At 60.7% G+C, this 26,495-nt stretch carries 20 protein-coding genes; 9 read left to right on the top strand and 11 right to left on the bottom strand.

The window, feature by feature from the left end:
• The first annotated feature begins 165 nt into the window (after nucleotides 1-165).
• Entirely contained in the window at nucleotides 166-1,899 is a 1,734-nt protein-coding gene (locus ACR2R1_RS17940) for an FG-GAP-like repeat-containing protein (RefSeq protein WP_434111253.1), read from the top strand.
• Nucleotides 1,900-2,255: 356 nt separating this feature from the next.
• Here the strand turns inward: ACR2R1_RS17940 and ACR2R1_RS17945 are convergent, their stop codons facing one another.
• Entirely contained in the window at nucleotides 2,256-2,852 is a 597-nt protein-coding gene (locus ACR2R1_RS17945; RefSeq protein WP_086134040.1) for a TetR/AcrR family transcriptional regulator, read from the bottom strand.
• Between the two features lie 114 nt (nucleotides 2,853-2,966).
• Here ACR2R1_RS17945 and ACR2R1_RS17950 point away from each other — a divergent pair, with 114 nt between their 5' ends.
• Nucleotides 2,967-3,644: a DJ-1/PfpI family protein gene (locus ACR2R1_RS17950; protein ID WP_086134041.1), complete on the top strand. Its 678-nt coding sequence runs from the start codon at nucleotides 2,967-2,969 to the stop codon at nucleotides 3,642-3,644.
• 39 nt (nucleotides 3,645-3,683) lie between these two features.
• Nucleotides 3,684-5,834 (top strand): molybdopterin oxidoreductase family protein, encoded by a 2,151-nt coding sequence (locus ACR2R1_RS17955; RefSeq protein ID WP_156880532.1) that lies wholly within the window; start codon nucleotides 3,684-3,686, stop codon nucleotides 5,832-5,834.
• A 669-nt stretch (nucleotides 5,835-6,503) separates the two neighbouring features.
• Here ACR2R1_RS17955 and ACR2R1_RS17960 read toward each other — a convergent pair.
• Both ACR2R1_RS17960 and ACR2R1_RS17965 read right to left on the bottom strand, forming a co-directional pair.
• Nucleotides 6,504-7,595, bottom strand: coding sequence for a DUF2382 domain-containing protein (locus ACR2R1_RS17960; RefSeq protein WP_077729958.1), 1,092 nt, complete (start codon nucleotides 7,593-7,595; stop codon nucleotides 6,504-6,506).
• A 53-nt stretch (nucleotides 7,596-7,648) separates the two neighbouring features.
• The gene (locus tag ACR2R1_RS17965) at nucleotides 7,649-8,290 is read right to left on the bottom strand and encodes a YsnF/AvaK domain-containing protein (RefSeq protein WP_434111256.1); all 642 of its coding nucleotides are present in this window, start codon (nucleotides 8,288-8,290) and stop codon (nucleotides 7,649-7,651) included.
• 374 nt (nucleotides 8,291-8,664) lie between these two features.
• Here ACR2R1_RS17965 and ACR2R1_RS17970 point away from each other — a divergent pair, with 374 nt between their 5' ends.
• Nucleotides 8,665-12,081, top strand: a complete 3,417-nt coding sequence (locus tag ACR2R1_RS17970; RefSeq protein WP_205780741.1) for an HAD-IC family P-type ATPase — start codon at nucleotides 8,665-8,667, stop codon at nucleotides 12,079-12,081.
• A 337-nt stretch (nucleotides 12,082-12,418) separates the two neighbouring features.
• Here the strand turns inward: ACR2R1_RS17970 and ACR2R1_RS17975 are convergent, their stop codons facing one another.
• Complete coding sequence (locus ACR2R1_RS17975; RefSeq protein ID WP_156880528.1) at nucleotides 12,419-13,867, bottom strand: sensor domain-containing diguanylate cyclase; 1,449 nt, start codon at nucleotides 13,865-13,867, stop codon at nucleotides 12,419-12,421.
• A gap of 315 nt (nucleotides 13,868-14,182) precedes the next feature.
• On the opposite strand from ACR2R1_RS17975, the gene ACR2R1_RS17980 reads away from it, so the two are divergent.
• Complete coding sequence (locus ACR2R1_RS17980; RefSeq protein ID WP_347258734.1) at nucleotides 14,183-15,547, top strand: APC family permease; 1,365 nt, start codon at nucleotides 14,183-14,185, stop codon at nucleotides 15,545-15,547.
• A gap of 67 nt (nucleotides 15,548-15,614) precedes the next feature.
• Complete coding sequence (locus ACR2R1_RS17985) at nucleotides 15,615-17,261, top strand: thiamine pyrophosphate-binding protein (protein ID WP_156880524.1); 1,647 nt, start codon at nucleotides 15,615-15,617, stop codon at nucleotides 17,259-17,261.
• 434 nt (nucleotides 17,262-17,695) lie between these two features.
• Here ACR2R1_RS17985 and ACR2R1_RS17990 read toward each other — a convergent pair whose 3' ends face one another.
• Nucleotides 17,696-18,847 carry a Glu/Leu/Phe/Val family dehydrogenase gene (locus tag ACR2R1_RS17990; protein WP_156880522.1) on the bottom strand — a complete coding sequence of 384 codons (1,152 nt, stop codon included), beginning with the start codon at nucleotides 18,845-18,847 and terminating at the stop codon, nucleotides 17,696-17,698.
• 521 nt (nucleotides 18,848-19,368) lie between these two features.
• Here ACR2R1_RS17990 and ACR2R1_RS17995 point away from each other — a divergent pair.
• Together ACR2R1_RS17995 and ACR2R1_RS18000 are read left to right on the top strand one after the other, a co-directional pair.
• Nucleotides 19,369-19,680, top strand: coding sequence for a Rieske (2Fe-2S) protein (locus ACR2R1_RS17995; RefSeq protein WP_077729963.1), 312 nt, complete (start codon nucleotides 19,369-19,371; stop codon nucleotides 19,678-19,680).
• A gap of 69 nt (nucleotides 19,681-19,749) precedes the next feature.
• Complete coding sequence (locus ACR2R1_RS18000) at nucleotides 19,750-20,127, top strand: thioredoxin family protein (RefSeq protein ID WP_156880520.1); 378 nt, start codon at nucleotides 19,750-19,752, stop codon at nucleotides 20,125-20,127.
• A 204-nt stretch (nucleotides 20,128-20,331) separates the two neighbouring features.
• Here ACR2R1_RS18000 and ACR2R1_RS18005 read toward each other — a convergent pair whose 3' ends face one another.
• The 3 genes from ACR2R1_RS18005 to ACR2R1_RS18015 all read right to left on the bottom strand — a co-directional run bounded on the left by ACR2R1_RS18005 (nucleotide 20,332) and on the right by ACR2R1_RS18015 (nucleotide 21,842).
• Nucleotides 20,332-20,640 carry a hypothetical protein gene (locus tag ACR2R1_RS18005; RefSeq protein WP_077729965.1) on the bottom strand — a complete coding sequence of 103 codons (309 nt, stop codon included), beginning with the start codon at nucleotides 20,638-20,640 and terminating at the stop codon, nucleotides 20,332-20,334.
• A gap of 43 nt (nucleotides 20,641-20,683) precedes the next feature.
• Nucleotides 20,684-21,001: a hypothetical protein gene (locus ACR2R1_RS18010; protein ID WP_086134049.1), complete on the bottom strand. Its 318-nt coding sequence runs from the start codon at nucleotides 20,999-21,001 to the stop codon at nucleotides 20,684-20,686.
• Nucleotides 21,002-21,083: 82 nt separating this feature from the next.
• Nucleotides 21,084-21,842, bottom strand: coding sequence for a dienelactone hydrolase family protein (locus ACR2R1_RS18015; RefSeq protein WP_156880518.1), 759 nt, complete (start codon nucleotides 21,840-21,842; stop codon nucleotides 21,084-21,086).
• 489 nt (nucleotides 21,843-22,331) lie between these two features.
• Here ACR2R1_RS18015 and ACR2R1_RS18020 point away from each other — a divergent pair, with 489 nt between their 5' ends.
• Entirely contained in the window at nucleotides 22,332-22,973 is a 642-nt protein-coding gene (locus ACR2R1_RS18020) for a hypothetical protein (RefSeq protein ID WP_434111263.1), read from the top strand.
• 447 nt (nucleotides 22,974-23,420) lie between these two features.
• Here the strand turns inward: ACR2R1_RS18020 and ACR2R1_RS18025 are convergent, their stop codons facing one another.
• The 3 genes from ACR2R1_RS18025 to ACR2R1_RS18035 all read right to left on the bottom strand — a co-directional run bounded on the left by ACR2R1_RS18025 (nucleotide 23,421) and on the right by ACR2R1_RS18035 (nucleotide 26,079).
• Nucleotides 23,421-24,044 carry a hypothetical protein gene (locus ACR2R1_RS18025; RefSeq protein ID WP_168183798.1) on the bottom strand — a complete coding sequence of 208 codons (624 nt, stop codon included), beginning with the start codon at nucleotides 24,042-24,044 and terminating at the stop codon, nucleotides 23,421-23,423.
• On the bottom strand, nucleotides 23,996-24,331 hold the full coding sequence (locus ACR2R1_RS18030) for a hypothetical protein (protein ID WP_077729970.1): 336 nt from the start codon (nucleotides 24,329-24,331) through the stop codon (nucleotides 23,996-23,998). Before ACR2R1_RS18030 ends, ACR2R1_RS18025 begins: the two co-directional genes overlap by 49 nt.
• A 389-nt stretch (nucleotides 24,332-24,720) precedes the next feature.
• Nucleotides 24,721-26,079 (bottom strand): SIR2 family NAD-dependent protein deacylase, encoded by a 1,359-nt coding sequence (locus ACR2R1_RS18035; RefSeq protein WP_434111265.1) that lies wholly within the window; start codon nucleotides 26,077-26,079, stop codon nucleotides 24,721-24,723.
• Between the last annotated feature and the right edge of the window lie 416 nt (nucleotides 26,080-26,495).

The following is a 26,495-nucleotide window of genomic DNA, read 5'->3' on the forward strand; positions in this document are numbered from 1 at the left end:
TTAAGTGCCTGCGTCTTACGCTCGACGGCCAAATCCGGATTCCATCCGACCCGACCTGCTGTCACTCGGTGGCATCAATTTCGCAATATCACCGAGCCCCGGCAAGAATTCCAAAAAGCCGAGGCTTTCGTTCGGTTATACCAATTCGATTAGGGAGGAACTCGTATGAAAAGCGATGACGGAAAAAGGACCGGCTCGTCGGCGGTTCTCCATGCAGCCTTCAGGGCCGGAGTCCGGCCCAGGGTATTGAATTACGGTCTCGGCCTGCTGGCCGGGGTTTGGCTGGTCTCGGCCCGCGCCGAGGCCCCGTATACACCACTGACTCTCGACAATCCCATGACGGGAGGCGGTCTGTTCGGCGAGGCCGTGGCCGCAGCGGGGGACGTGAACGGCGATGGCATCCCCGATCTCTTGGTCGGGGCATGGGGACAGCCGGTGGCCGGCAATGTTGACCAAGGTCAGGCGTTTGTTCTGAGCGGAGCCGATGGCAGTGTCCTCCTGACCCTCGATGATCCCGTGCCTCAGATGCAGGCCGAGTTCGGCCAGGCCGTGGCCGGGGTGGGGGATGTGAACGGCGACGGCAGCTCCGATCTTCTGGTGGGGGCGCCATCGCAAAATGCTTATCGGGGCCAGGCCTTTATATTCAACGGAGCGGACGGGAGACTGCTGCATACCGTCAACCAGCCCATACCCGATGAACTCGCTTATTTCGGCTTTGCCGTGACCGGGGTGAGCGATATCAACGGCGATGGTATCCCCGACTTCCTGGTGGGAGCGCCTGGGCAATACGTGGGGGGACGTACTAACCAAGGCCAGGCTTTCGCCTTCAGCGGAGCCGACGGGAGTCTGCTTCTGACCCTCGATGACCCGATGCCCCAATCCTTCGCCGAGTTTGGCTCTGCGGTGGCCGGAGTGGGCGATGTGAACCGCGATGGCAAATCCGACCTTCTGGTAGGCGCGCCCGGAGGCGTCACGTGCTGCGACGTGATTCACGGCCATGTCTTCGTCCTCAGCGGGGCCGACGGGAGTCTGCTCCATACTCTTGACGACCCGACGCCTCAAGGCGATGCCCGGTTTGGCTTTGCCGTGGCCGGGGCTGGGGATGTCAACCGCGACGGGATTTCCGACCTCCTGGTGGGGGCGCCCTTCCAGGATGTGGGCAGCCACGCTGACCAGGGCCAAGCCTATATCTTCAGCGGGGCGGATGGGACTCTGCTGCACACCCTCGATAACCCGACGCCTCAGGACGACGCCTACTTTGGCAACGCCGTGGCCAGCGCGGGGGATGTCAACGGCGACGGCAAATCCGACTTCCTGGTAGGCGCGCCCGGACAGAACGTGGCCGGCAACAGCCAACAAGGCCAGGCCTTTGTCTTCAGCGGGGCCGATGGGACCCTCCTTCACACCTTCGATCATACGACGCCCCAAACGAACGCGGAGTTTGGTTCTGCGGTAGCCGGGACGGGTGACGTGAACGGCGATGGCGCACCCGACTTCCTGGTGGGGGCGTTGGGCCAAACGGTGGCCGGCAATGCTTTCCAGGGCCAGGCCGTGCTTTTCGTCAGCGCGCCCGCTTCGCCCGCGTGCTTCGGCGTTCCGGCCACGATCATCGGCACTCCGGGCAACGATGTCTTGCGGGGAACGCCGGGCAACGACGTCATCGTCGGCTTGGCCGGCCACGACGTGATCGACGGCCTCGGCGGGGATGACCTGATCTGCGGCGGCGACGGCAACGATGTGCTGCGCGGAGGCCTGGGTAACGACATGATCGACGGCGGCGAGGGCGACGATATCCTTTGGGGCGGCGCGGGCGATGACCTGATCGAGGGCGGCCCCCATGTCAACGGCGACCGTTGCATTGCCGACCAGCAGGATTCCGTGCGGAACTGCGCGCCCTAGTCGACGATTTTTTACCGATGAGCGGGGCGGAAAATGGATTCTCCGCCTGGCAGCCTCTCCTGGATCGAGGGTGCCGTAAAAGCGTTTCCCCTCCGGGAAGAAATCAGCGACGGGGACGAGCGTCGCGGATCGTCGATTGGGCAAGCTGATTGTCTCTGATGGCAGCCTTTCACGACACCTCGGGCTGGGGAGATTCGGCATGTTCTGATCTGCCGCCTTCTATCGCCGCGTTTCTTTCGAAGCCGGCGTTCAGCGGACCGACCAAGTCCTTCTTCCGACGCCCTGGTCGCCGCTTGGTTTTCCGCGGTGTCTCCTCCCTAGCCGTCGCCTCTTCGATTCCGGCGCTCGAGTAGGTTCTAAGCGGTTGATCCGAACGGTTCCCCATCCAAAAATTCGAGCAAGGTGCGCGCTTCCTCAGCCACTTCAGCATTGCCCGTCATTTGGGCGCGCACGATGGCGCCGTCGATGATCAGCAGAGCCAGTTCCGCCGCGTCGTTTGCCGAGCGTCCCGGCCGCTCCGGGATCATCGTTCGGACGAAATCCCGCAGTTCCCGCTTGTGATCCGCCGCGATCCGGCGTTCTTCCGCCGAATCCTCGCTCAGTTCCGCGACCGTATTGATGAACGCACAGCCTCGGAAGTCGGGATCCGAGAACCATTCCTTCAGGGCATCCGCGATGATGCCGAGGCCTGGCGAAGTTTGGGATTCGGCCAATTCCCGCACGCGCCGGGTAAACCAATCCATCCAGAATCGATGGCGCCGTTCGAGAAACGCGATCACCAGGTCTTTTTTGGACGGGAAGTGGCGGTAGAACGACATCTTGGCGACGCCCGATTCGGCGATGATGCGATCGACGCCCACGGCGCGGATGCCGTATTGGTAGAACAGCCGTTGCGCGGTTTCCAGGATGCGGTCGCGTGCCGAGGACGTAATAGGCGTGGCGTCTTGAGTCATAAGAGGTTTTGAAAGCGTTTACGGGATTATTGACAGAATGGTCTGTCTCATCAATGCTGTAGACAGATCTGTCTACATGGCGGATTGCTCCTCGACCAGCACAAGGAAACGACCATGAGTTACACGTTTAAACCCGGTTTCCGATTAGGCATTTACATCTGCAAGGATCTGGAAATCGTCGACTTCGCAGCGCCCTATGGCGTATTCTCGGTCGCCCGGCGATTCGATCCCGAGCTGGAGGCTTTCTTCATCGCCGAGTCCTTGCGTCCGGTGCAGGCGCAGGCCGGCTTTACGGTGCTGCCCAACTATTCCTTTGCGGACCGGCCCGACATGGACGCCTTCCTGATCCCGGGCGGTTTCGGCACGCGGCAGGAAATCAACAACGGGCATCTGCACGAGTTCATCCGCGGCTTGCCCGAGAGAACCCTGCTGGTTTCGGTATGCACCGGTTCCTGGATTTACGCCAAGATGGGGCTGTTGGACGGAAAAGCGGCGACCAACCGCAAGGAGCCCGATCGCGTGGAACAATCCCCGTCGGGCAAAGTGCCCATCGACCGCCTGGCCGAGCTGGCCCCGGCCTGCCGCATCAGCCGGGCGCGGGTGGTCGACGCCGGACGGATCGTTACCGGCGGCGGCATCAGTTCGGGCATGGAAGTCGGATTTCACCTGCTGCGCCGGGCCGGGTACGGCGAAGATTTCATCGCGGAGGTGGCTCGGGTCATGGAATACAGCAAGGCTTACGATGTGTACGCGACGGACATCGAGTATGACGATTCCCATGCGTCATCTTGATTGAAATTTGTATAAAAACGATTGACCGGAGGAGAAGAAATGGCAGCTGCCAGCGAGAAGAAAACCGTATTCGGCGCGTGTCCGCACGATTGCCCGGACACCTGCGCGATGCTCTACGAAGTCGAAAACGACCGGCTGGTCAATGTGCGCGGCAATCCCGATCATCCGCTAACGCGGGGCGGCCTTTGCACCAAGCTCAAGGATTTCCACGACCATCACTACAATCCGGAGCGCGTGCTGTATCCCTCGCGCCGCGTGGGGCCGAAAGGCTCGCGCCGGTTCGAGCGGATTTCCTGGGACGAGGCGCTGGACGAGATCAAGACCCGCTGGACTGCCATCATCGACGAGTACGGCGCGGAAGCGATTCTTCCCTACAACTACCTGGGCAACCAGGGCACTCTTCAGGGCCTGACCGTCGGCGATGCGTTTTTCAACAAGCTGGGCGCGAGCGTGCTGGAAAAAACGTTCTGCGCGAGCGGTTCGTCCACCGCCTGGCTGCTCACGGTCGGCCCCACCGGCGGCGTTGATCCGGAAAGCTTCGCCAAGTCGAAATACATCGTCATCTGGGCCTGCAATTCGGTCAGCACCAACCTGCATCACTGGCATATCGTCCACGAGGCGCAGAAAAACGGCGCCAAGGTGGTGGTGATCGACGCCTACAAATCCCGCACCGCCAAGCAGGCCGACTGGCATCTGGCCCCGAAGCCCGGCACCGACGGCGCGCTGGCCATGGCGATGATTCATCAGATCATTGCCGAAGATTTGCTGGATCGCGACTATATCGCCCAATACACGATCGGATTCGAGGATCTGAAGGAGAGGGCGGCGCGCTACACGCCCGAGTACGCAGCCGAAATCACCGGCATTCCCGCCGACGACATCCGGAAGTTGAGCCGCGAATATGCCACGACCCAGCCCGCGGCGATTCGCATAGGCGTCGCGCTGGAGCGTCATCACGGAGGCGGGCAAACGATCCGCGCGGTGTGCTGTCTGCCGGCCTTGACCGGGGCCTGGCGACACGTGGGCGGCGGCTTGCTGCAGATGCCGGTCTGGGAATTTCCGATTCACTGGGATCGGGTGTGCCGGCCGGAATGGATCAAGCCGGGGACCCGCGTGATCAACATCCTGAAGCTGGGCGACGCGCTGACAGGGCGCATGCCGCTCGCGCCGCCGGTCAAGTCCCTGATGGTCTACAACGCCAACCCGGTGTCGCAGGCGCCGGAAACCAACAGGATCGTCGAGGGCCTGAAGCGCGAGGATTTGTTCACGGTGGTCAGCGAGCACTTCATCACCGACACCGCCGCCTACGCGGATTTGGTCCTGCCCGCCGCGATGGCGGGGGAAATGGACGACATCATGTGGTCCTGGGGCCACCTCTATTTGACCCTCAACCAGAAAGCCGTCCCGGCCTCGGGCGAAGCCGTACCCAACACCGAATTGTTCCGGCGCCTGGCAAAAGTCATGGGATTCGACGACGAACAGTTCACGCGCAGCGATCGCGAGATGATCGAACACTACGTCGACTGGAATGCGCCGCAGCTTCGGGACATCGACCTGGCTTATCTGGAGCGGCGCGGTTACGCCCATATCCGAGGCGGCAAACCGGAAACCTCGGCGCCGCACGCCGAGGGCAACTTCCCGACGCCCTCGGGAAAGTGCGAGTTCAAGGCCTCGGGCGCCGCGCAGGGCAATTTCGTCGGCGCCGTTTTCCGGCAGATGTACGAAAGCGGCCAAGGCGCGGAACCGATCGACGACTTGCCCGATTACGTGCCCTGCCGCGAGCGGCCGGAGAGCGATCCCGAGCGGGCGAAACGGTTTCCGCTGAATATCCTTTCGCCCAAAAGCCACGGCTTTTTGAACTCCTGTTACGCGAACGAAGAGCACAAGATTCGCGCCCAGGGCGAGCAATTCGTGCTCATCAACCCGGCCGACGCCGAACCGCGCGGCATTCGCGAAGGGGATAATGTGAAGGTATTCAACGACCGCGGCGAATTCGAAGCCGACGCGCGGGTTACCGAGGATACCCCGCCGGGCGTGGTGGTCGCGACTCTCGGATACTGGCGGAGCCGCAATCGCAGCGACGGCTCGGTCAATGTGATCAGTTCGGCCGCCTACTGCAACTTCGGTCATGCGCCGACGTTCTCGGACAATCTGGTCGAGGTGCGGCGGGCGGATGTCCGGCTCCAATAGCGAGCAGGATCCACGTCCGGATCATCACGCGCTCATTCTCGTTAACGGCCGCCGGGGCAGGTCGTTGACCGAGCATGGTCGACCTGTTGCTAAGTACATTCCGCAAATATTTGCGGAATCTCGACAGATTGGCTTGATTGGCGGGGTTGTCCTGCAGGTTGCCTATGCCGCAAGACATTCCCTGAATGTACTTAGAGCGTTTTCCATCCCGGTGTACGGATTCGTTCCAGGAGGGGAGAGCGTAGGTCGGCAATCCTTTGCCGACGAAGACGCTCGGCCGGGACGTGGCGTCGGGAAAGGATTCCCGACCTACAGGGTGCTACAGTCGTAGGTCGGTAACCCTTTGCCGACGGGCTTTGTGTCGGAAATCGTCGCCTTGGTGTTCCCGGAGACACCGTTTGCGATTGGAAGGGTCGCGACTAAAGCGACCGTTTGCGATTGGAAGGGTCGCGACTAAAGCGACCGTTTGCGATTGGAAGGGTCGCGACTAAAGCGACCGTTTGCGATTGGAAGGGTCGCGACTAAAGCGACCGTTTGCGATTGGGAAGGGATTCCAGCCTGACCGGGCAGCTGTGCTCTCCCCAGTGGCGGGGGCGCTTTCGCGACGCCATCCAGAGGGGAGAGGGCTTTCTCAGGAAATTCCTAAAGGGTTAGGCGAGCCGGATGCATTCAGCGATGACCCCGCGCGCGTTCCCAAGCATAGTGGATCGCGTTTTTCATCTGGTCCCATTTGCTGCTCGGCTGTTTTTTCTCCCACACACGCCGGACATCCGGTTCCAGCGCTGCCCAGTCCTTGCCGGAGTAGGCGGGATCGCTACCCAGCGCGTGGCCGAAGCGGTAGGCGGGCAGGTACCGATCATAAGGCTGTCCCTGATTGCCGAAATGGGTCGAATAGTGCTGGCGAAAATCGGCATCGAAACGCTCGAAGCCGGACGGTGTTTCGGCTGCGCCTCTGCCGAATTCTTCCACGTCGACTTCGGTCCGGCGCAGCGTATCGTGGATGGTCTCGATATGTTCCGTCACGCCTTTGCTGACGGTGACTTCTTCAACCACCCGTGCTTCCTTGGAGGCTACAGCTTCTTCCCCCGTTTCGGTGAGCTCGATGGTGCCTTCCTTGAAGGCTGCCATGTCTGCGTCCGACACGGGACGGTCGACCCGGTGGCGTTCGACGTTGACGTGCTCTTCGCGCAGAGTGATGTCTTCGTCAACCGGCCGCTCCTTGACATGGGTATAGACGCGGACTCCGCCACGCTTGACGGCGCGCTTGCCCACTTTCAGCTCTTCCTCGACGACCGGGATTTTCGCTTCCTCGGCGGTACGCATAGGTTCTGTAGTAGTGCCCGCTTTGCCCATGGTCGGCTGTTGTGTCATGCCGGTCTGCTGCCATTGACCCGCGCGCTCCTCGATATTCACCGCGCCGTGTTCCTCCAGAATCTCTGCAGCACGGTCGGCGTGGCTTTCGTCGGTTTCGACGGTGACCAGGAGGCCGCCGCGGCGTACGCCTTCAGAGTAATAACGGATGTCCTCCGCAGGAAGCCCGATTTCATGCCGGCGCTCTTCCAGCAGCCCGAGCTTGGAAAGGACGAAGCGGAGGCCGGATTCCTTCTGGGCTCCACCGGCTGCGCCTAGCTCGCGCTCGTATTCGACATCGCTGGTCATGACATGAATGTGATCTCGGCCGAAGCCTTCACGCTCGAGGTCGTGCACGACTTTTTCGGCTTCCGATCGGTTATCCAGTAATCCAACCACTGTGTTAATCATGGCTTTCTCCTCGTCCGAACGTTAAAAAATACGATCAAAAACATTGAGGCATCTCAGTTTGAGACTCCAGGCTGTTCAAGGTCCGTCGTCTGTCTCTCCGGAGGAACCCGCTCGACCGACACTTCCTCGCGCCGCAGGGTCACTTGTTGCGGCCGGTGCGATTCCGTTTTGCGTCGGGTCACGTGCAGCTCTTCCTTCAGAATCAGCTGCTTCCGCACTACCAGGGTTTCTTCGAATACGGGAATGATCAGCGTGTCGCCTTCATGCCGGGCGGGCACCGGCTCATCGATAGGACGGTTTACGGCGACCCGCTCGACATGAAGCGTTTCCTGGATTAGTGGATCATCGACCTCTTCGACCCGGGTAGAAATGCGTTTGGTGATGCGCACCCGCCCGGTTTCGATTTTGCGGATTTGCCGTACCAGTCGTTCCTCCGCTACGGGAATGGTCAGCGTTTCGCCGTTTTCCGACGGGTCCCGCCAAGTGGTCATGGCTTCGGCCAAGGTCATGGGCAGAACATAGGTTCCGTCTTCCTGCCGATCGAGGACGTTCACGGGGATCACCAGCCGTTCGCCGCGCTCGAATTGCACTTGCACTACGGCCTGTTCGTTGACGGGAAGGAATGCGGGATCGACAAAACCCGGTAAACCGTCTCTGCTGACGACTACCGCACCGGGTTGGAATGAGCTTTCCATGGCGTACGGCTTAGCTTGAGGTCTCCGATTCGGACTGGTAGGGCGGTGGATTCTGTACACCCGCGAATGCGGATTCGCGCGGCGAGACTAAAGTGATTCCTCTTTGCATCCTGATGTCTCGATTCCTTATCAAGTAACGCCGATGTTTCTATTTGGAAACGGACAGCATCGCGGAGTTCCCCGCGAACCGCCAAGTTCCGACGCTATTTGCACGCGGAGAACCATCCAGGTCTTGTGTCGCGACGGCAACGGTGACATTCGGCGGCATCGACGCCGATAATACGGGGCCAACTATCCAGAATGCCCGGTTCGGCCGGCCGCTTCCTTCCAAAGAGACCGTCACCGCCATGCGTCGCGATATTCCCGCTGTACGAATGAAGGATCTTCCGCATGACCCACGCGGACTGTCCTCTATCGATATCGCCGAACGCAGAAAACGATATGGCCGGAACGACATTCTCGAAATCGCCGGCAGTCCGTGGCTGGAACTGGCGCGCGATACGCTCAAGGACCCCATGATCTGGTTCCTGGTCGGAACCGGTCTCATTTATGCCGTGCTCGGCAGTTATGCCGAGGCGATGACGCTAATGGCGGCCATTCTGCCGTTGCTGGGCATGGATGCCTTTCTGCATCGCCGGACACAGGTATCGACTGAAGGACTCGGCCGGCAGCTTGCTCAGACCGCCCGTGTCGTCCGTGACGGTGCGCTATTGGAAATCTCCGCTTCCGAGCTGGTTCCCGGCGACCGGGTGCGGATCGAGACCGGCGAGGCTTTTCCGGCCGACGGGTTGATCTCCGTCGGGGAGCAATTGCAGGCGGATGAATCGTCTCTGACCGGAGAAGCGTATCCGGTGCCGAAGCACGCTCTCAGAGCAATGCCGCTGCGATTCGACGAATCAGCCTGGATCGACGATGTGCATTGGGGATTCGCCGGTACCCGCCTGTTGACCGGCCAGGCGGAAATGACTGTAGTGTATACGGGCGGGCAAACGCTTTACGGCGAGATCGTCCGTGCCGCGGCCGCCGGCGAACGGGAGCGCACGCCGTTGCAGACCGCCATTTCCAACCTGGTGACGCTCTTGATCGCGGCTGCCGGAGTGCTTTGCCTGATTCTGGCCGGCGTGCGGCTGCATCAAGGCCACGGCTGGGTGGACGCCCTGGTCAGCGCGGCGACCCTCGCGGTGGCGGCTCTTCCCGAAGAGTTTCCGGTGGTATTCACCCTGTTTCTGGGCGTCGGCGTGTATCGGCTGGCGCGGCGGAAGGCGCTGGTCCGGCGCGGCGTATCGGTGGAGAACATCGGTCGCATCACCTGCATCTGTTCCGACAAGACCGGCACGATTACCGAGGGCCGTCTTCGGCTCGAACATCTGGCCCCCGGCGCGGACGTTTCCGAAGATGAACTGCTCCGATGGGCGGCGTTTGCGTCCCGTGCGGAATCCGGCGATCCCATGGATACGGCGATCCTCGAACGCGTTCAGAAACGTGCGATTTCGGCCGCTGCCGATGTCGTGCTCGAGACCTATCCCTACACCGAGCAGCGCCGCCGCGAAACCGTGGTGGTGCGGATCGGCGACAGGATACACGTGGCCAGCAAGGGGGCTCCTGAAGTCTTGCTGGCGCTGGTAAACCTTAGCGAGGTGGAACGGACCGATTGGGCGTCGCGGGTCGACCGCCTGGCCGCCGAAGGCCACAAGGTGCTCGCTTGCGCATGCTGGCATCTGGATGGCGCCTGGAGCGGCGGCGAACCGGACCGCGGCGGCCGGTTCCTGGGATTGCTGGCTTTCGAGGACCCGATCCGGGACGGCGTGATCGAATCGGTGCGGGAATGCCGCGCCGCCGGCATCCGCGTGGTGATGGTCACCGGCGATCACCCGGCGACCGCGGGCGGCGTGGCGCGGCAGATCGGGATGAAGGGCGGCATCGTTCTGGGCGACGAACTGGTCCGCCGTCTCGATGATGGTGCCTCTCTTCGTCCGGATGTCGACGTGGTGGCGCGCGCCCTGCCTACCCAGAAGCTGGCCCTGGTGCGGGCATTGAAGGCGGAAGGCGAGATCGTGGCCGTCACCGGCGACGGCGTGAACGACGTTCCGGCGCTTCAGGCTGCCGATATCGGCATCGCCATGGGTGAGCGCGGTACCCGTAGCGCACGGGAAATCGCTTCCATCGTCCTGCTCAACGACAATTTCGGCACCATCGTGCGGGCCATCGCCGAGGGGCGGCAGCTATTCCGCAATCTCCAGCTCAGCTTCCAATATCTGCTGCTGATCCACATTCCCTTGGTCATTACGGCCACCTTCATTCCGCTGATCGGGCATCCCATCCTGTACTTGCCCGTACATATTGTCTGGCTGGAGACGCTCATCCACCCGACGGCGCTTTTGGTGTTTCAGGAACTGCCGGCGCGCGGGCCGCTACGGCTGGTGCCGAAGCGCCGGGAGGCGCGATTTTTCTCGGGTGGGGAGTGGTTCCTGATCGCCACGATCGGAGCTCTGATCACTGCGCTGATCTTGTGGACCTACGACCGCAGCCTTCTGCCGGGCGGCAGTGTCGAACATGCGCGCGCCATGGCGATGGTGGCGCTGACCTGCGCCAGTGCGGCGGCCACTGCCGTTCTGAGCCGTTTGCGGACGAAGACCGCCTGGCTGATGGTCGTTGCGACCGTCGGATCGTCGCTGGTTCTGGTGCAGACGCCTTGGCTGGCCGCGCGTTTGAGTCTGCAACCCTTACACCGGGACGACTGGCTGATCGCCATGTTCGGCGGGCTGTTATCCGTCGCCGGCCCCATGGTTCTGTACTATGCGGCGAGGCGTCTCGTCCGGGCGGCGGGTAATTTTCTCGCCGGCTATTTTCGTCGCGCCGCTGAGGATGGTCGGAATGAAGTAACCGCTTCGCGATCGCCGGAGGCCCCGCTCACCCGCTATGCCTGGCTATCGATCTTCGCGGCCCTCGTGACGATCGCCTTGAAGACGGTCGCCTATCTCGTGACCGGTTCCGTGGCGCTTCTGTCCGATGCGGCCGAATCCCTGGTGAACCTGTTCGGAGCCGCGGCGGCCTTGGTCGTCCTCACGCTGGCCGCGCGACCGGCCGACGAGAACCATCCGTTCGGGCACGGTAAAGCCGAATATTTCTCCAGCGGTTTCGAGGGCGCGCTGATTGTCGTGGCGGCCGCCGGCATTGCCTGGGCGGCCTGGGATCGCCTGATGCATCCTCAGGCGCTGGCGGCGATCAATCTGGGCATGCTGGTTTCGGTGGCGGCAGCGCTGGTCAATCTGGCGGTGGCCAGGGTGCTGCTGCGGGCGGGACGCCGGTCCGGATCGATCACGCTCGAGGCCGACGGCAAGCATTTGATGACCGACGTCTGGACCACCGGCGCCGTACTGGCAGGGCTGGGCGGAATCGCATTGACCGGGTGGCAATGGCTGGACCCGGCCATCGCGCTTCTGGCGGCCCTCAATATCGTGGTCTCGGGCACCCAGCTCATACTGCGCTCGCTTTCCGGGCTGCTCGGCGCCGCCATACCTCCCGAGGAACGCCATCGCATCGAACGCATTCTCGACAACTACCGGCGGCAAGGCATCCAGTTCCACGACCTCCGCGCCCGCGTCGCCGGCACCCAGCGGCTGATCACCCTGCATGTGCTCGTACCCGGCGCGATGACGGTCCAGGAGGGACACGAACTCCTGGAGCGCATCGAGTCCGATATCCGCGAGGTCATTCCGAATCTCCTCATCGTGACCCATATCGAACCTTTGGAAGACGCGTCTTCCTTTCGCCATGAAATCATCCAATAAGCCGATAGGGAGGCCATGTGCCAACTGCCATGCCGTTTCTGCCGGATTATAGGGTGGTTGTCGGATTGGTTTACGGCCTGTGGGAGCAGGCTTTAGCCCGCGATTGAGCGACGAACGGAAACTGCTCTAGGATGGTAGGTCGGCAATCCTTTGCCGACCGTGTGTCGGAAAGGGATTTCCGACCTACTATGGTGGGTTACGGCGCACGTGAAGCGCAGTGTTCGGCATCGATCGGCGGTATAGTGCGCCTAACCCACCCTACGACCTCCGCGCCATAGGGGCGTAGGTCGGCAATCCTTTGCCGACAGTGTGTCTTACCGTCATCGATCGTTTACATTCAGCCCCAAGCCACCCTGCCGGAACGCTGTTTGACTCGGTACATTTCCATATCGGCATCCTTGAGAATCTGGTCGGGGTCTTCGTTAGTGCCCAGGAACAGCTTGACGCCGATGCTTGCCGAACATTGGTGCCGGATATCGCCCAGGACGTATTCTTGACCCAGCACATTGCGGATATCGTCGGCAAGGGCGGCGGCGTAATTCCGCGCTTTTTCCGCCTCCGGGCCGAGTCCCTCCAGCATCACTATGAATTCATCGCCGCCGAGACGCGCGACCGTGTCGCTTTCCCGGACAGTGCTTTGCAGGCGTCGGGCGACATCCATCAAGAGTTGGTCGCCGATATCGTGGCCGTGATTGTCGTTGAGCTCCTTGAAATTGTTCAGGTCGAGAAACATCACGGCAACATGGGATCTTTGGCGCGCGCTCGCGAGCTGCGCCTGATGAAGGCGATCCAGCAACAAACGGCGATTGGGCAGCCGCGTCAAAGCATCATAAAACGCGAAGTGGCGCAGTTCTTCTTCGAGACGCTTGCGTTCGTCGACTTCCGCGATGAGCATGGCATGGCTTTGTTCGAGTTCGATCGTACGTTCTCGCAGCTGCTCCGAGAGTTGTTCGCGTCGGACGGCGAAGAGCAGCACTTGATGCAAGGCGCCCCCCAACAGGATTCCGACTAGCCAGAAGCCGCCGCGCAGCCAGCCGAAGTGGCCGCCTCGGCCCCAGCCACGGTCGGGCCGCGCTGCCAGTTCCCAGGTTCCGCCCGGTGTAATGACCTCGGCGATAATGGCATCGGTATCGAATAACGAGTCGTCGCCCAGGAAGGTTTCTCCTTCCGAACCGGTGCCGTCCCTGCCTCGCAAGGCAAGCTGTAATCCCCGTACATTGGGCGCTACGCCGACGTGCGCATACAGGCTTTCGATATCGATCACCATGCTGAGCAGCCCCCAATAGTCTCCCTGGGCGCCGAGGAATACCGGAATCCGGTAGATCAGGCCCACGCCGCCCTGCTTCAATTGGGTTGGGCCGGCGAGTCGCGGTTTGCGTTCGCGGATGGCTCGCTCGACGGCGGGCCACTGCTCCTTCACATCCGGGAAGTAGAGTCCAAGCGCCTTGTCGTTACCCTCGAGCGGATAGATGTAGGTCAGGCGATTGCCGGGCGCAAGTCCGATGTTGCGGACATGCCGTCCGTACTCGTAGAGCGTTTTGAGCATCGGTTCGATCACCTCGGGTTCGAGGGTCGAGCGTGTGGTGACATAGGCGATCATGCCCTGCGTCAGAAACAGCGTGGCGTTAAGCTCGCTTTCCAGCGCGGCTCTGAGTTGGCCGACTTCGCTGATGACCTGGCTGCGCTGCTCGCGTTCGGCGTTTTGTCGTTCCAGCCGTACCATATATTCCCCGACTCCGCCGACGCTCAACATCACGACGAGCGTCAGCACGCGAGCCAGTATCATTCGTTTGTGCTGAAGTGCGGCAACGAGCTTCGATTGGACCGTCGAGGGGATCACGAGGACTGCGTTTTTAAGGTGGCGGATAAGTTTACTGCATTTCAACCTGCGCCTTTGTTAAATGGAATTTTAGCAATAACCTGATAACGAGCATGGTAAAACAAGTTTCCCGGTTTTCGGTTCTTAATGCACACTCTATCCGTGAGAAATGCGGATTACTGCCTCGGAGCACCCAGTGCCGCAAGGGAACGATCGGAGCATCGCCGAAACACATTCTCGGGTGCTGTTTTGTGCCGGGGTCCGCTATGGCGAGACGACGAGATGAGCGAGACCGGCGAGCGCACGGTTGAGAGCCGGCCGGCGCTGAAGCGGGCGATAGGTCCCAAGCTGCTGTTCTTCTTCGTGATCGGCGATGTGCTCGGCACCGGCATCTACGCCCTCGTCGGCAGCGTGGCCGGCCAGATCGGGGGAGCGCTGTGGCTGCCATTTCTCGTAGCGTTCGGAGTCGCGTTCCTCACCGCGTTCAGCTACCTGGAGCTGGTCGGCAAATATCCCCGCGCGGCCGGCGCGGCCTTGTACACCCAGCGGGCGTTTAAAATCCCGTTCCTGACCTTCCTGGTCGCCTTCGCCGTGATGAGTTCGGGCATTACGGCCGCCGGGGCGGCGGCTCGCGCATTCGCCGCTACCTACCTCCAGCCGTTCGCTCCCTGGCCGGTGCTGCCGGTGGCGGTCGGTTTTCTCCTCGTTCTCGGGCTGATCAACTTTCGAGGGGTGGCCGAGTCGGTGAAGATCAATATGGTACTGACCGGCGTCGAAATATCGGGCCTTGTGATCGTCATCGCCATAGGCGTGTACGCGGCGGGGAGCGGTCAAGGCGAGCCTAGCCGGCTCCTCGAATTCGACACCGAGGACCGAAACCTGCTGCTCTCGATTTCGGCGGCCACTTCCTTGGCCTTCTTTGCCATGGTCGGATTCGAGGACGCGGTAAACATGGCGGAGGAGTGCCGGGACCCCGCGCGGATTTTCCCGCGGTCGCTGCTATCGGGGCTGATTGCCGCGGCCCTGATTTATGAGCTGGTGGCGCTTACCGCTTCGCTGCTGATTCCGGCCGAGACGCTTTCGGCCGCCAGATCCGATGCGCTTTTGAAGGTGGTCGCCGTGGGTGCGCCGGCGTTTCCGCTGAAGGTATTTGCCGGCATCGGCCTGATTGCGGTGATCAACTCGGCCCTGATCAACATGATGATGGCCAGCCGGCTGCTGTACGGCATGGCGAACGAACGGATTCTGCCGCCGGTGTTCGGCGCCGTGCATCCGACCCGGCGCACGCCATGGGTGTCGATCCTGTTCACCACCGCGATTGCGGTCGCGCTGGTCGTTACGGCTGGCGAGGATGGCGTGAGGAAGCTCGGCGGCACCACGGCCCTGCTCTTGCTGTGCGTTTTCACCGGGGTCAATATCGCCTGTCTGGTGCTGCGCCGGGAGAAAGTCGAGCATGCGCACTTCCGGGCGCCGCCTGGAACGCCCGTGCTTGGCGCGATTTTCTGCGGCTATCTGGCTCTACCGGTACTATCCGGACGGCCGGCCAGCGACTACGCGATCTCGCTCGCGCTGCTGGGCGTCGGCATCGTGTTGTGGGGAGTCAACCGGTGGTGGATCGGCCGGCCGAGGCTGGCCCGGAAACGATGATGGACTTACGGATACGCAATCGGAAGCGGCCAAAACAGTCAAATTTGAAAGTACCGGAGAAATCGTCATGAGCACTGCAAAATCGGATTCTATCGGACAATACCTCCTCAAGCGTCTATACGATGCCGGTGTCAAACATATCTTCGGCGTTCCCGGCGATTATGTGCTCGGCTTCTACGATTTGATGGTCAAAAGCCCGATCCAGCACATCGGCACCACGCGGGAGGACACCGCCGCCTTTGCCGCGGACGGCTATGCTCGCTGCCAGGGCATAGGCGCGCTGGCGGTGACTTACGGCGTGGGAGCGCTGAATACGGTCAACGCGGTCGCCGGTGCCCATGCGGAGTCCTCGCCGGTGGTCGTCATCAGCGGTGCTCCGGGCGTGCGCGAACAGCGAGAAGATCCACTGATTCATCACCGCTTCGGCCCCTTCACGTTTCAGCGCGAGATTTTCGATCGCATCACCTGCGCCACGGTCGTGCTCGATGACCCGGTCATCGCCTTTCGTCAAATCGACCGCGCCATCGCGACCGCCCGCCGGTCGTGCAAACCGGTTTACATCGAGCTCCCGCGCGATCTGGTCATGGCTGAAGGCTATTCGGTGCCGGAAGAGCCGCTCGAAGAGCCTTCGAGCGATGGAGCCGCCTTATCGGAAGCGGTCGCCGAGACCGCGGAGCTCATGACGAAGTCGGTATCGCCGACGATTCTGGCGGGCCTCGAACTGCATCGACGCGGACTTCAGGACGCTCTGGTCGAACTGGTCGAACGGGCACGCTTGCCGGTGGCGGCCACTTTGACCGGCAAGTCGGTGATTGCCGAGCGGCACCCGGCCTATCTCGGCGTCTATGAAGGCGCGATGAGTTCGGAGAACGCGCGTTACATGGTGGAACAATCCGATTTGCTGCTGATGCTGGGCGTCACCTTGAACGACATCGATACCGGCATCTACACCGCGCGTCTCGATCCCCATCGCATCGTGCGCGCGGCTCAAAACGAAGTCGTGATCCGCTATCACCGCTATCCCCGCGTCACCCTGTCGGATTTCGTCATGTCCTTGGCGCGCTCGGTGAAAGCTCGGAGCGAAACCTTCCCGGCGGCGCCCGCCGTGCCTGAAGCGAGCGGGTTTCCCGAACCGAACCGGCCGATGACGATCGCCCGTTTGATCGAACGGCTGAATCGGGCGCTTACCTCCGACATGATCGTGGTCTGCGACGTGGGCGATTGCCTGTTTGCCGCGATCGACCTACAGGTCTACGAGCGGAGCGAGTTCTTGTCCTCCGCTTTCTATACCACGATGGGCTTTGCGGTGCCCGCCGCGCTCGGCGCGCAAATCGCCCGTCCGGATCATCGTGCGCTCATCCTGGTCGGAGACGGCGCGTTTCAAATGACCGGCACCGAGCTTTCGACGCACGTACGCTTCGGCCTGGCTCCCATCGTGGTGGTTTTCAACAATTGCGGTTACAGCACCGAACGGTTCATCCTCGACGGGCCTTTCAACGACATCGGCTGTTGGCGTTTCGACCGGCTGGGCGAGCTTTTCGGTCCGCTGAACGGATACGATGCGCCCGATGAGGAAGCGTTTGAGGAGGCGCTCGTCAAATCGCTCGCAGACCGCGCCACGCCAAGCATCATCAATGTTCGCCTTGCGCCCGATGACAGTTCGTCGGCCATGAGGCGCCTTGCGGAGCATTTGAAATCCAGGGTCAAGGGCTGAAGCTGGGTCAGCGAAAAACGAACCAAACTTGGACTACCCGCTCCTGGCCATCGCTGCTGTTCTGAGCGGCGGCCGGAAAGCGCCTTTGGGTGAAGTAATTCCATTCGGTATTCAAATGAATATTTATTGTAGGGCGGGTTAGCGCAGCGTAACCCGCCGATCCGAGGTCGCTCGAACGATGCGGTTCACTTCGTTCACCACATCCTACGGCTATTATCCTAGAAACGGCAGTTGGACGCACTCGAGTGTGCGGCGGGTGGGTCGACTGGCCAGGCGCGACGACGCGGCAGGGTCGGCCCCTGTTAGAAGGAGCAACGCCGCCAGGCGGCCCGCCCGTCGTGCAATCGGGTGCGTAGCGGTTTCACCCACCAGGTGAGACTGATACCAGACCGAGCGTTCAGGATTCATCGGGCGTTTCTGGTGCATCGAAGCGGTCAACTGCCGCTTCTAGGATTATCATCCGCCGAGGAAAATAAAGACCAGCGCCGGTAAGATATGGCTTTTTTGACCCGTTGCTCGGCGAGCTCCAAAGCGGCGTGCCGCGGAAGAATGGCTTTGGTACTGACGGCCTCCAAGACCTGCTCCGTATTGCTTCGCACTTTTTCCCCAATCGACGAAAATACCATCGCTTGAGTGACGCCGCGATATTCCAGGGCAGCGCATATCACGCCGCCCGCATTGGCGATGAAATCCGGAACGCAGAGCACGTCGTGCTCGTGCAGGAATTTTTCGGCTTCGGGGGTGACGGGGATGTTGGCCCCCTCGACAATCAGTTTGGTGTTGAGACGCGATGCGTTCGCCGCGTTGATCACATCCGGCCGTGCGGCGGGAATCCAGATATCGCATTCCATGTCGATCACGGCGTCCCGGTCCCGTTTCTCCCCGGCCGTAACGTCGGAAACGCTCTTTCCCGTCTTTTTCAGTTCCATCAGAGCCGAGACATCCAGGCCGCGAGGATTGTAAACGGCGCCCCGACTATCGGATGCGCCGACCAAGACTGCCCCGGCTTGCGCCAGAAAGCGCGCCGAGTGCCGGCCGACGGCGCCAAACCCCTGGATCACGACTCGGGCGCCGTCGATCTTCATATTGCAGTAGCGCGCCGCAATTTCCGTGGCCTGATAAATCCCCCAGCCGGTTGCGCCGACTTCATCCAGCGGAATGCCGCCCAGATCGCTGGGCAAACCCGCGGCACGGCCTATTTCGTCTTTCACCCAGGCCATGCAGTTTTCATCGGTACCCATGTCGGGCGCGAAAATATAATCCCTCTCGTTTCTCAAACTCGAGGCGAAAGCGCGGATGAGTCTTTCCTTATCCGGTCCCGGCATTTTGGGATCGCCGAAAATGACGGACTTGGCGCCGCCATGAGGCAAACCGGCGGCCGCGTTTTTGAACGTCATCGCCCGGGCGAGACGAAAGCATTCCGCCACGCTGACATCGGGCGCCATCCTCAATCCCCCGATGGCCGGACCCCTCGCAACATTGTCTACGACCAGAATGCCTTTCAACCCTGCGGAGGGTTCATAAACGTGAATGATCCTGGCGGGACCCAATGCGTCCGCAAACCCAAAAACATCGCTCGCGTTCATCTCGATTCACCGATGTGCCGGTTTGATGCCCAGTCAAGGAGGCCGCGCGGACAGGCCAAGTTCAGGAAATTCTCCGAGCGAAGCCCTGCCTACGCACTACGACCAACTTTATCACTGTTCTGCTTTCTGAATGAGAGGCCTATCGTTCGGCCAAACTCCCGACCGTCCTGCCGGCCTCTTTTTTCGTCACCCTGCATGCGTGCCAGGCGGGAGTAAGGCGCCGCATCATTCAAGAAGATAGTCGTAAGGCTCTGCCGATTTCGGAAAACAGCGATCAGGTTTGTCGGGTTTGTCCAGTTCCGGACATTGCATCGAGGGACGATCGTCCTGAAATCATTGAGAAATTGCCGTTGCAAACCGATGGCATGTTTATCGCTTCCAATACATACGTGCCACAAAAAATCTGGATACCGTGCAAAGAGGCCGCTCCTACGGTGTCGTTGCAGGCATGGTCCTGTCTGAACCGAAAATGGCGCATTTCCATCGACCCCGGCCTGGTTTGAATCATCCGGAGACCCTTTATGGCCTATGAAGACGTTTGCAAACAAAGCCTGATCGGCGAAGGGGAGTTGGTGCCCTGCAAGGTGGGCGACAAAGAGATCGTCATCATGTGGCCGGACGGCGGAGAGCCGAAAGCCTATGAAGCGCGTTGTCCGCATGAAGGCGTTTCCCTGGGGCAGGGCGATTTCAACGGCAGAATTCTTTATTGCATCGCGCATGGATGGGTGTTCGACGGTCGCTGCGGCAAGTCTCTGCAACCTGCCGGATGGCAGATGAAGGAATATCCCATGCGCCTGCAGAACGGCATGGTGCAGGTGGACATCACCGGCTAGCTTTCGCCATCGGTGCAGCGAACCTGCGCCGACCTCTTTCTCCACCCCAACAACCCTGATATTTGAGTCATGGCCATTATCGAAGTCACCGACGACACCTTTCAGCAGCTGATCGAAACCCATCCCATCGTCGTTCTGGATTTCTGGGCAACCTGGTGCGGCCCGTGCCGCGCCTTTGCGCCGGTTTTCGAAGCCGCCTCCGAAAAACACCCCGATTTGTTTTTCGGCAAGATCGATACGGATCAACAACGCCAGCTGTCGCAAGGATTCGATATCCGCTCGGTGCCGACGCTGATGGTGTTGCGAGACAGGATCGTGGTGGTTCGCGAATCCGGCGCATTGCCCGCCAGTTCGCTGGAAAAAGTGATCGAGCATGTCCGGGCGCTGGACATGGATAAGATCCGCGCGGAACTCGACGCTCGGGACAAGGCCGCGGTTTCGGGCTGAGCGCCCGGCTGCATTCTGTTTTATCCGGCCGATCAGTTCGTGGGGCAGGGGATGTCCTGACCGCTTTGGCGCGACCTCTCCCGGTTTCCCGCCACCCCGGCGGTACGCAACTCCCAGTCACAGGAGGAATGAGCACGTACCGGTGGGCTTGCCGGCAGGCAGCACGGGGGCGGCCGGGCTCCGGCGTACGTGATCGGAAAGCCCCTAGGCTGCTTTCCGGCGCAGGGGAACCATCTGTGCGATCACCTGCAATACGGTAAATCCATGGGTCGCGATGTCGACGGCGAGGAGAAAGACATCGGCGTTCTTGGTCGTTCCGGCCAGCTTATCCGCACGCATCACGGCCTCCTGCCCGATCCGCCCGGCGGCAAGAATGTCCTTGAATACCTGGACATCGGGATTGTCGTCGCCGAGCTGGGCGATCAAAGCCTCCGCTCGTCCCTTAAACCAGTCGGGAATGCCGATTTCCGCCCACTCGGGGCCGTTGAAAAACGATCTAAGATTCATGGCCATAACAAAAGTCTCCAAAAATCGAGCACCGGGCCGCGCCCGATGATTAAAACTCCTCATCCCTCGCATGCTCGGCGAGCGCTTTTTCGACGATGTCGCGGCAGCGCAGTAGGCGTTCGTACTCCGCTTTGTCGACTTGAACCCACTCGCCTGACGGAGAGACTTCCGCCGGTGGCGCGACGGCCTGGGCGGCTTCGAATAAAGCCCGTTCCAATTGAAAGATGCGTTCGCTCGCCCGCTCGAGGTAAGGCACCGGATTAGCCTTGATATTGGCTTCATGCAGGGCATCCAGGCACAAGAGCTCCCCGAAGCGCCTTATCGTCTGGCGTGTTCTCTTCCCGAAATTGCGCTCGATGACCGTCATAACCACTCCGACTCTTTCTCAAACTCTCGGCGGGCTCCGAACTCAAGACGCCGAAACTGCTCGGGATTTCGTACCTTTCCCGTTACAGCGGCGGTCCGAGGTCGTCCGAAGCCTGCTTTTTCTTCTTCTCGACTTTCGCCGAGGCGTAGCTTCCCGCGTTCTTCAGGGTGACGGGAGGCGGGCCTTCCAAGTTGTGGGAAATCAGCGTCAAGGTACGCTCGAATGCCTTCTGGGCCGCCGAAGCGTCGTAAGTATCGCGCTCTTCACAGTTGAAGCTATGTCCCGCCGGATAATCGTAAACGCTGACGTCCGGTCTGGCGGAACGGAATTGAACGACCAGCTCGAAAGGGATATACGGATCGAGAGACCCGAAATGCAGCTGCGTCTGAATCTTCCGCTTTCCGTACAAATCCTGGGTCACCCCGCAGGCGTAATAGATGCTGGCGCAAGCCAGCCCCTTCACCATGTTGGCCGCGTGGTAAGCCAGGTAGCCGCCCCAATCGTAGCCGACGATAGCCACCTTGCCGGCACTGGCGACGGCATCGACCGCCGCCTGAATGTCGGCGATGGCGTTCGTCAGTCCTACCTGCCGCGCGAGATCCAGACCCTCGGCAACACCGGCGTCGTCATAGCTCAACTCGACATCTTTTTTTACCCGATCGAAGAGGCTTGGCGCGATGGCCATATAACCCTTCGCCGCGAATGCGTCGGTCACCGTCCGAATGTGCCGGTTGACGCCAAACACCTCGTGAAGCACCACCACCGCACCCTTGGGCGCGTCCGGCGGCTCGGTCCGATAAGCGGAAAATACGTGGCCGTCGGCCGCAGAAATCTCGATCATCGCACACCCCGCAATCTGTCAATCCTCATCGATACCCTTGCGAAGGCCGTCACATCGACACCGTATAGACGAAGCACATTCCGGCAAACGGGACGATTCGGGCCTTTTTGAATAACTAAGCAGTTGTCGCGCCAAACCGTGGTCTGAGTGCGTGAGGCAGATGTTTTCGGTGTGATTAGGGCGGGAGCGGTCAGTCGAGTTTGCCGTTGCGGGACGGAAAAATAAGGCACTACGAGCGGGCGAATGAACGAATTTTATCGCCGCTCCGGCCTCGCCGATGGCTGCGGAATACTGCAACGCAGCGAATTTCCACACAAATAACCTTGTAATTTAGTCGACAATTCTCCACACTTGTGGCGGGTTTGTTCGAACAAAAGAACCTGGCCAGCCGCACACTCGAGCAGGTTGAACTGCCGTTTCCAGGTTGACAGGCTGCGTTACCTTATTCGCTTCACTTGATTGTCGAGGCCAAGTCTCCGTACCGAATTTATGACTGACGAAAACCAAGCGCGCGCCGCCCTGGCGGCCAACCCCTTACCGCCGAACCCGTGGGTACAAGTTACCGATGACGGCATCATCATCAAGGCGGGCTATAGCGACACGCTGCACCGGATGCTGCGCTGGGTTCCGAAGGTGCAATGGGTTCCCGAGAAACGCCACTGGAAGGTGCCCCTGGCCGGCGCCGAGCTGATACGTTCGGTGTTGCCTGAAATCTCGCGCCTGGCCGAGGCCACTCACGAGGAGTTCAGAGTGCCTGCTCCGCCCGCTCAAAAGGAGCCGCCACTCGACGCACGTGCGGATGAGTCAAACCCGTCGACGGGCGATTCCGCCACGCGCGTATTCGACCCCGATGCGTCCGAGCGGGACCTGTTTCGCAATGCGGCGCGGTTTCTGTTCGGCAGCGATTGGCAGCGGGACACTGCTCGGGCCTTGGGCCGGGACGAACCGGCACTGGCTTGCTGGCTGGTGGGCGAAAGCGTGGTAGAGGACCATCCCCAAGTCCTGTTGAACGAGATGCTGGCTTTAATGCGCAGGCGCGCCGCCGCAATCACCGCCGCGGCGGATCAATTGGCTGAAGCTATCGCGAGGAAAAAGCAAACCGGCTCCGGTGACACCGGAAACGGCAGTTGATCGTTACGGACTTGGTCGCCGATAACATTCTGTTCTATCCGAAAACGATTTCGTAGTAGGGTGGGTTAGGCCGCGCGGCCGTAACCCACCGAGCGACCTCGAATCGGTGGGTTACGCTCCGCTAACCCACCCTACGTAATGTTCACTCGAATGCCGAATGGAATTAGGCGCGTATCGCACGACACCTGCAAAGTTCCTTTGGTGTTTCCGCGCGCCGTAGCCCACCGACCAAGGCCGCGCAACCGGTGGGTTACGGCGCGCGAAGAGTTCCGTGACTGCCGAATGCTTCGTGGGAGTGCGCGCCTAACCCACCCTACACCAGATATACGAATCGGAACATTGTTTTCGGACGCACCTTAAGCACAGGGCAGGGAGCCCGGCGCCCGCGTTATGTTGGCGTGAGCCTGCTTCTCTGCCGCCGCAAGCGCGCGGGCTTCGTCTTTCCTGTCAGCCAGGCTGCATTTCATCGGTATTGGCGACAAATTCGATGCGCGTGACTTCGTCGAATACCTCGTTGGGAATGGTGTGCTCGTACTGGTTTTCATACCAGCTGCGGCAATACGGTAGGAAGATCCTCCCCTGATGGATGTGGTGCAAAACCTTGTCCCCTCGGTAGAGCACGTATTCGACCCCGGTGTTGTCGCCACGGCTGCTCCAGTCATCGCCGAACACTTCGAACTGGATGAATAGCTTGGAAAACAGGCGGCCCGCTTCGGTCGTCTTGACCGCGGTGACACGGATATTCTGGTAACGGCGGGCAACGGCGCCGGTGTCGAGGGTTTGCAGGAACTCCTGCAATTTTCCCTTTTTCACCTGCGTCGTCTCGCCGATGGGAACGCCCAGATCGTTGAGTCCAGTGGTTTTGGCGGGCGCCAGTTCAATCGAAGCGATATGTTTTACTAATGAAGCCATAATCTTGCCTTTAATGTGCCCGTGGGCATTGTCGCTCCCCTCCCTGCTAAGAGAGAGCTCAACATAAACCACTGGATTGTTCGGGAGATGCCGGCCTGATCCGGTTCTTCTCAGCGCGCGGCGACGGTACTCGGAAGCAAGGTGTGAATCGTCGTCCATCCCCTCGGTACCGGGTTGCGCTGGAAAAACGCCGGGTCAGCCATGAAGGTTTGTCGTGGCCGCTCGCTGAACACGCCGCCGATGTCGCATAGCGGAATGACGCGGTCCTGCGGCGGCTGACAATCAACGCAAACCATCCCCCTTACCACGACAACCCCCGCCTCTACATTTCCCCGCGCGATGATGTCGTGCGGCCAAAACCCGAAGATCATGCCGCCGTCGTTAAGCATCACTTGGGTCGAGAGCCCGTTGTCGATCAATCGAATCAATGAGGTAACGTTATTCATCGCTTTCTACACAATTCCGTCGGATTCGACCGGTCGATGGACCAAGACGACCTTTGGCCTTGACCGGGACGGCTTATTATTACCCGCATTTCCCGCCGAGAGTTAGCTGCCGGTGACGCTGATCGCGCTCTTATCGAGCAGCGCACTGTTTCCGAAAACGGCTGATGTCGGCGCGACCCGCCCGAAGCTGAGCGATTGATGATCTTGGAAAAAACGCGAAGCGGCCTCCTGACGAAGACCACGAATGCGAAGATCGGAAATGCCCGCACGCTTTCATGCGCGCCGAAACGCCTGCGATTGGGTGTGTTGATCGCCGGCAACGAGCGCGCATGATCATTCAGCAAGGGCGCACACGGCACCGGCATGTACGCTCGTTACCGAAGCCATCATCACTGCAAGTGCCGGATCAAACCCGGCAATTCCTTGAAATCGTCGAACCATACCGGACGCACGCCGAATTCGAGGTATTTGGCCGATTCCGCCTCGATCTCGTCCGGGGCCGGTTCCTTCCCCTGTCTGTCGTGCGGCCACTTCAGGAGCGCGTAGTGGTAGCGGCCCGGGTATTCCGCGATGGCTTCCCGAAGCAGGTCGTTCATCGCGTCATCGGTGAACGAACAACCGATATAGAGCGCGATATGTACCGGATTGGCCAGAAATCCCCGATAAACCGTCTCCAGAATCCTGGATCGCGGACCTTTGTACACCGTCAGGTACTGGGACGTCGAAAAGACAAAGCGGACGTCCGTTATCAAAAAAATGCGTCTGGGCGTGTAGCCGTGCAGATGAAAGACCGGTTGGTGCCACCGGCTGTTGCGGGCCAGTTCGTCGGGGTCGCCTCGAAGCTCATCGCCCTTCATGGCCCAGGCTGCATGCGGGATCTTCTGTTCGGCGAGCGCTTCGGACATGAGGGCATCGAAGTTGTAGGTAATGATCGAGTCCCAGCCCGGAAACAGGCCGGGACCGCGCACCGGCACCTCCTGCGCATGCGCCAGTTCGGCGATGGCCCGGTGGATCTCGCTGGGCTCTTTCGCGCGCGTATAGAGAATCCTGGTGAGCAGGCGAAACAGGTGTTGACCGCAAAGGTCGTAACACACTTGCGCTCCCTGCATTAGGGTCTCGACATCGGTGGAAGAGCGTTTGGCCTTCACCTCGGCGAAGATCCTTCGTGCGATTTGCTCCTGCTCCGAGGTAAAGCGCCTCACTTCGCTGACCCGTTGCTCAAAGCGCCAGGTGCCGCTCCCGCCGGTGCGCACGGTGCCGTCGGGAAGGAATTCGATCGGAGCTTGAGGAGGATTGTCGGCGGCGGGCACGGATTCATGGAATTCCAGGCCCTTGTCGAGCGTTTCCTCCAGCATCAAGAGCACCAGATCCGACCAGGACGGCGCACCGGCGCCCATCGAGACTCCGGCTCCCAGCACCGGCGACAGCGCACTCGATCGGCGAATCAGGCGCAGCGGTCCGAGATCGAACTCCCGAATGCGCCATCCGAGCCGGGTCCGGATCTCCTCGATGTAAGGCAGTACCAGACGCACTTCGGAGCGGATATCGGGCAGCGGACGGTTGGATAGCGGATGCTGACTGGCCCGGTAGATCCCGTTGACGTAGGTTTCGAGCTCGAACAGCGCGGCGGCCGGATCGTCGTTGAGAGCGAGCTGTTCCAATCGCGAAAGATCGCCGCCGTGCAGCGCTCTTTGCCAGGCGGCGTGCTGCTCCGACGGGCGCGGGACCAATGACGGATCTTGCGGCATCTTCGTGTCCTCCGATTGCAGCAATCGCGCATTTGCCGCCCTGACGGGCATGAAAAACGCAATGGTATGAACAGATTGGGGACGGTAGCTCGTCGATGATCCAAAAGCCGAATTTTCGAGTCAAGGATTTTTAGGCGGACTGGGCCAAGAGGAAACGGCCCCGTCCAGCCGGTAATTTGTCGGCTCAACCGAAACAGTCGAAACGCCATAAAGAGGCCGCACTCCCATGGCGCGTTTGAGGCTTCGATCCGCGACCTCCAAAGACGTCTTTGCCCGGCCGGGTGGCCGTGCACTCGCCTGTCGGTTCCGTTACCGCGAGCCGTTTACCCTTCCTTCGCTTCGAACCAAATGCGAAAATGCGTTGATTCAAACGGAATACCCTTTCTGTACATTAGGATGAGACTACAACTCCTGCC

Source organism: Methylocaldum sp. GT1TLB (genome assembly GCF_051027445.1).
GTDB lineage: Bacteria > Pseudomonadota > Gammaproteobacteria > Methylococcales > Methylococcaceae > Methylocaldum.

Bases quoted from the DNA above. Each gene is read 5' to 3' on its own strand.
- ACR2R1_RS17940 (WP_434111253.1), top strand. From the start codon at position 166: ATGAAAAGCGATGACGGAAAAAGGACCGGCTCGTCGGCGGTTCTCCAT.
- ACR2R1_RS17945 (WP_086134040.1), bottom strand. From the start codon at position 2,852: ATGACTCAAGACGCCACGCCTATTACGTCCTCGGCACGCGACCGCATC.
- ACR2R1_RS17950 (WP_086134041.1), top strand. From the start codon at position 2,967: ATGAGTTACACGTTTAAACCCGGTTTCCGATTAGGCATTTACATCTGC.
- ACR2R1_RS17955 (WP_156880532.1), top strand. From the start codon at position 3,684: ATGGCAGCTGCCAGCGAGAAGAAAACCGTATTCGGCGCGTGTCCGCAC.
- ACR2R1_RS17960 (WP_077729958.1), bottom strand. From the start codon at position 7,595: ATGATTAACACAGTGGTTGGATTACTGGATAACCGATCGGAAGCCGAA.
- ACR2R1_RS17965 (WP_434111256.1), bottom strand. From the start codon at position 8,290: ATGGAAAGCTCATTCCAACCCGGTGCGGTAGTCGTCAGCAGAGACGGT.
- ACR2R1_RS17970 (WP_205780741.1), top strand. From the start codon at position 8,665: ATGAAGGATCTTCCGCATGACCCACGCGGACTGTCCTCTATCGATATC.
- ACR2R1_RS17975 (WP_156880528.1), bottom strand. From the start codon at position 13,867: ATGATACTGGCTCGCGTGCTGACGCTCGTCGTGATGTTGAGCGTCGGC.
- ACR2R1_RS17980 (WP_347258734.1), top strand. From the start codon at position 14,183: ATGAGCGAGACCGGCGAGCGCACGGTTGAGAGCCGGCCGGCGCTGAAG.
- ACR2R1_RS17985 (WP_156880524.1), top strand. From the start codon at position 15,615: ATGAGCACTGCAAAATCGGATTCTATCGGACAATACCTCCTCAAGCGT.
- ACR2R1_RS17990 (WP_156880522.1), bottom strand. From the start codon at position 18,847: ATGAACGCGAGCGATGTTTTTGGGTTTGCGGACGCATTGGGTCCCGCC.
- ACR2R1_RS17995 (WP_077729963.1), top strand. From the start codon at position 19,369: ATGGCCTATGAAGACGTTTGCAAACAAAGCCTGATCGGCGAAGGGGAG.
- ACR2R1_RS18000 (WP_156880520.1), top strand. From the start codon at position 19,750: ATGGCCATTATCGAAGTCACCGACGACACCTTTCAGCAGCTGATCGAA.
- ACR2R1_RS18005 (WP_077729965.1), bottom strand. From the start codon at position 20,640: ATGGCCATGAATCTTAGATCGTTTTTCAACGGCCCCGAGTGGGCGGAA.
- ACR2R1_RS18010 (WP_086134049.1), bottom strand. From the start codon at position 21,001: ATGACGGTCATCGAGCGCAATTTCGGGAAGAGAACACGCCAGACGATA.
- ACR2R1_RS18015 (WP_156880518.1), bottom strand. From the start codon at position 21,842: ATGATCGAGATTTCTGCGGCCGACGGCCACGTATTTTCCGCTTATCGG.
- ACR2R1_RS18020 (WP_434111263.1), top strand. From the start codon at position 22,332: ATGACTGACGAAAACCAAGCGCGCGCCGCCCTGGCGGCCAACCCCTTA.
- ACR2R1_RS18025 (WP_168183798.1), bottom strand. From the start codon at position 24,044: ATGGACGACGATTCACACCTTGCTTCCGAGTACCGTCGCCGCGCGCTG.
- ACR2R1_RS18030 (WP_077729970.1), bottom strand. From the start codon at position 24,331: ATGAATAACGTTACCTCATTGATTCGATTGATCGACAACGGGCTCTCG.
- ACR2R1_RS18035 (WP_434111265.1), bottom strand. From the start codon at position 26,079: ATGCCGCAAGATCCGTCATTGGTCCCGCGCCCGTCGGAGCAGCACGCC.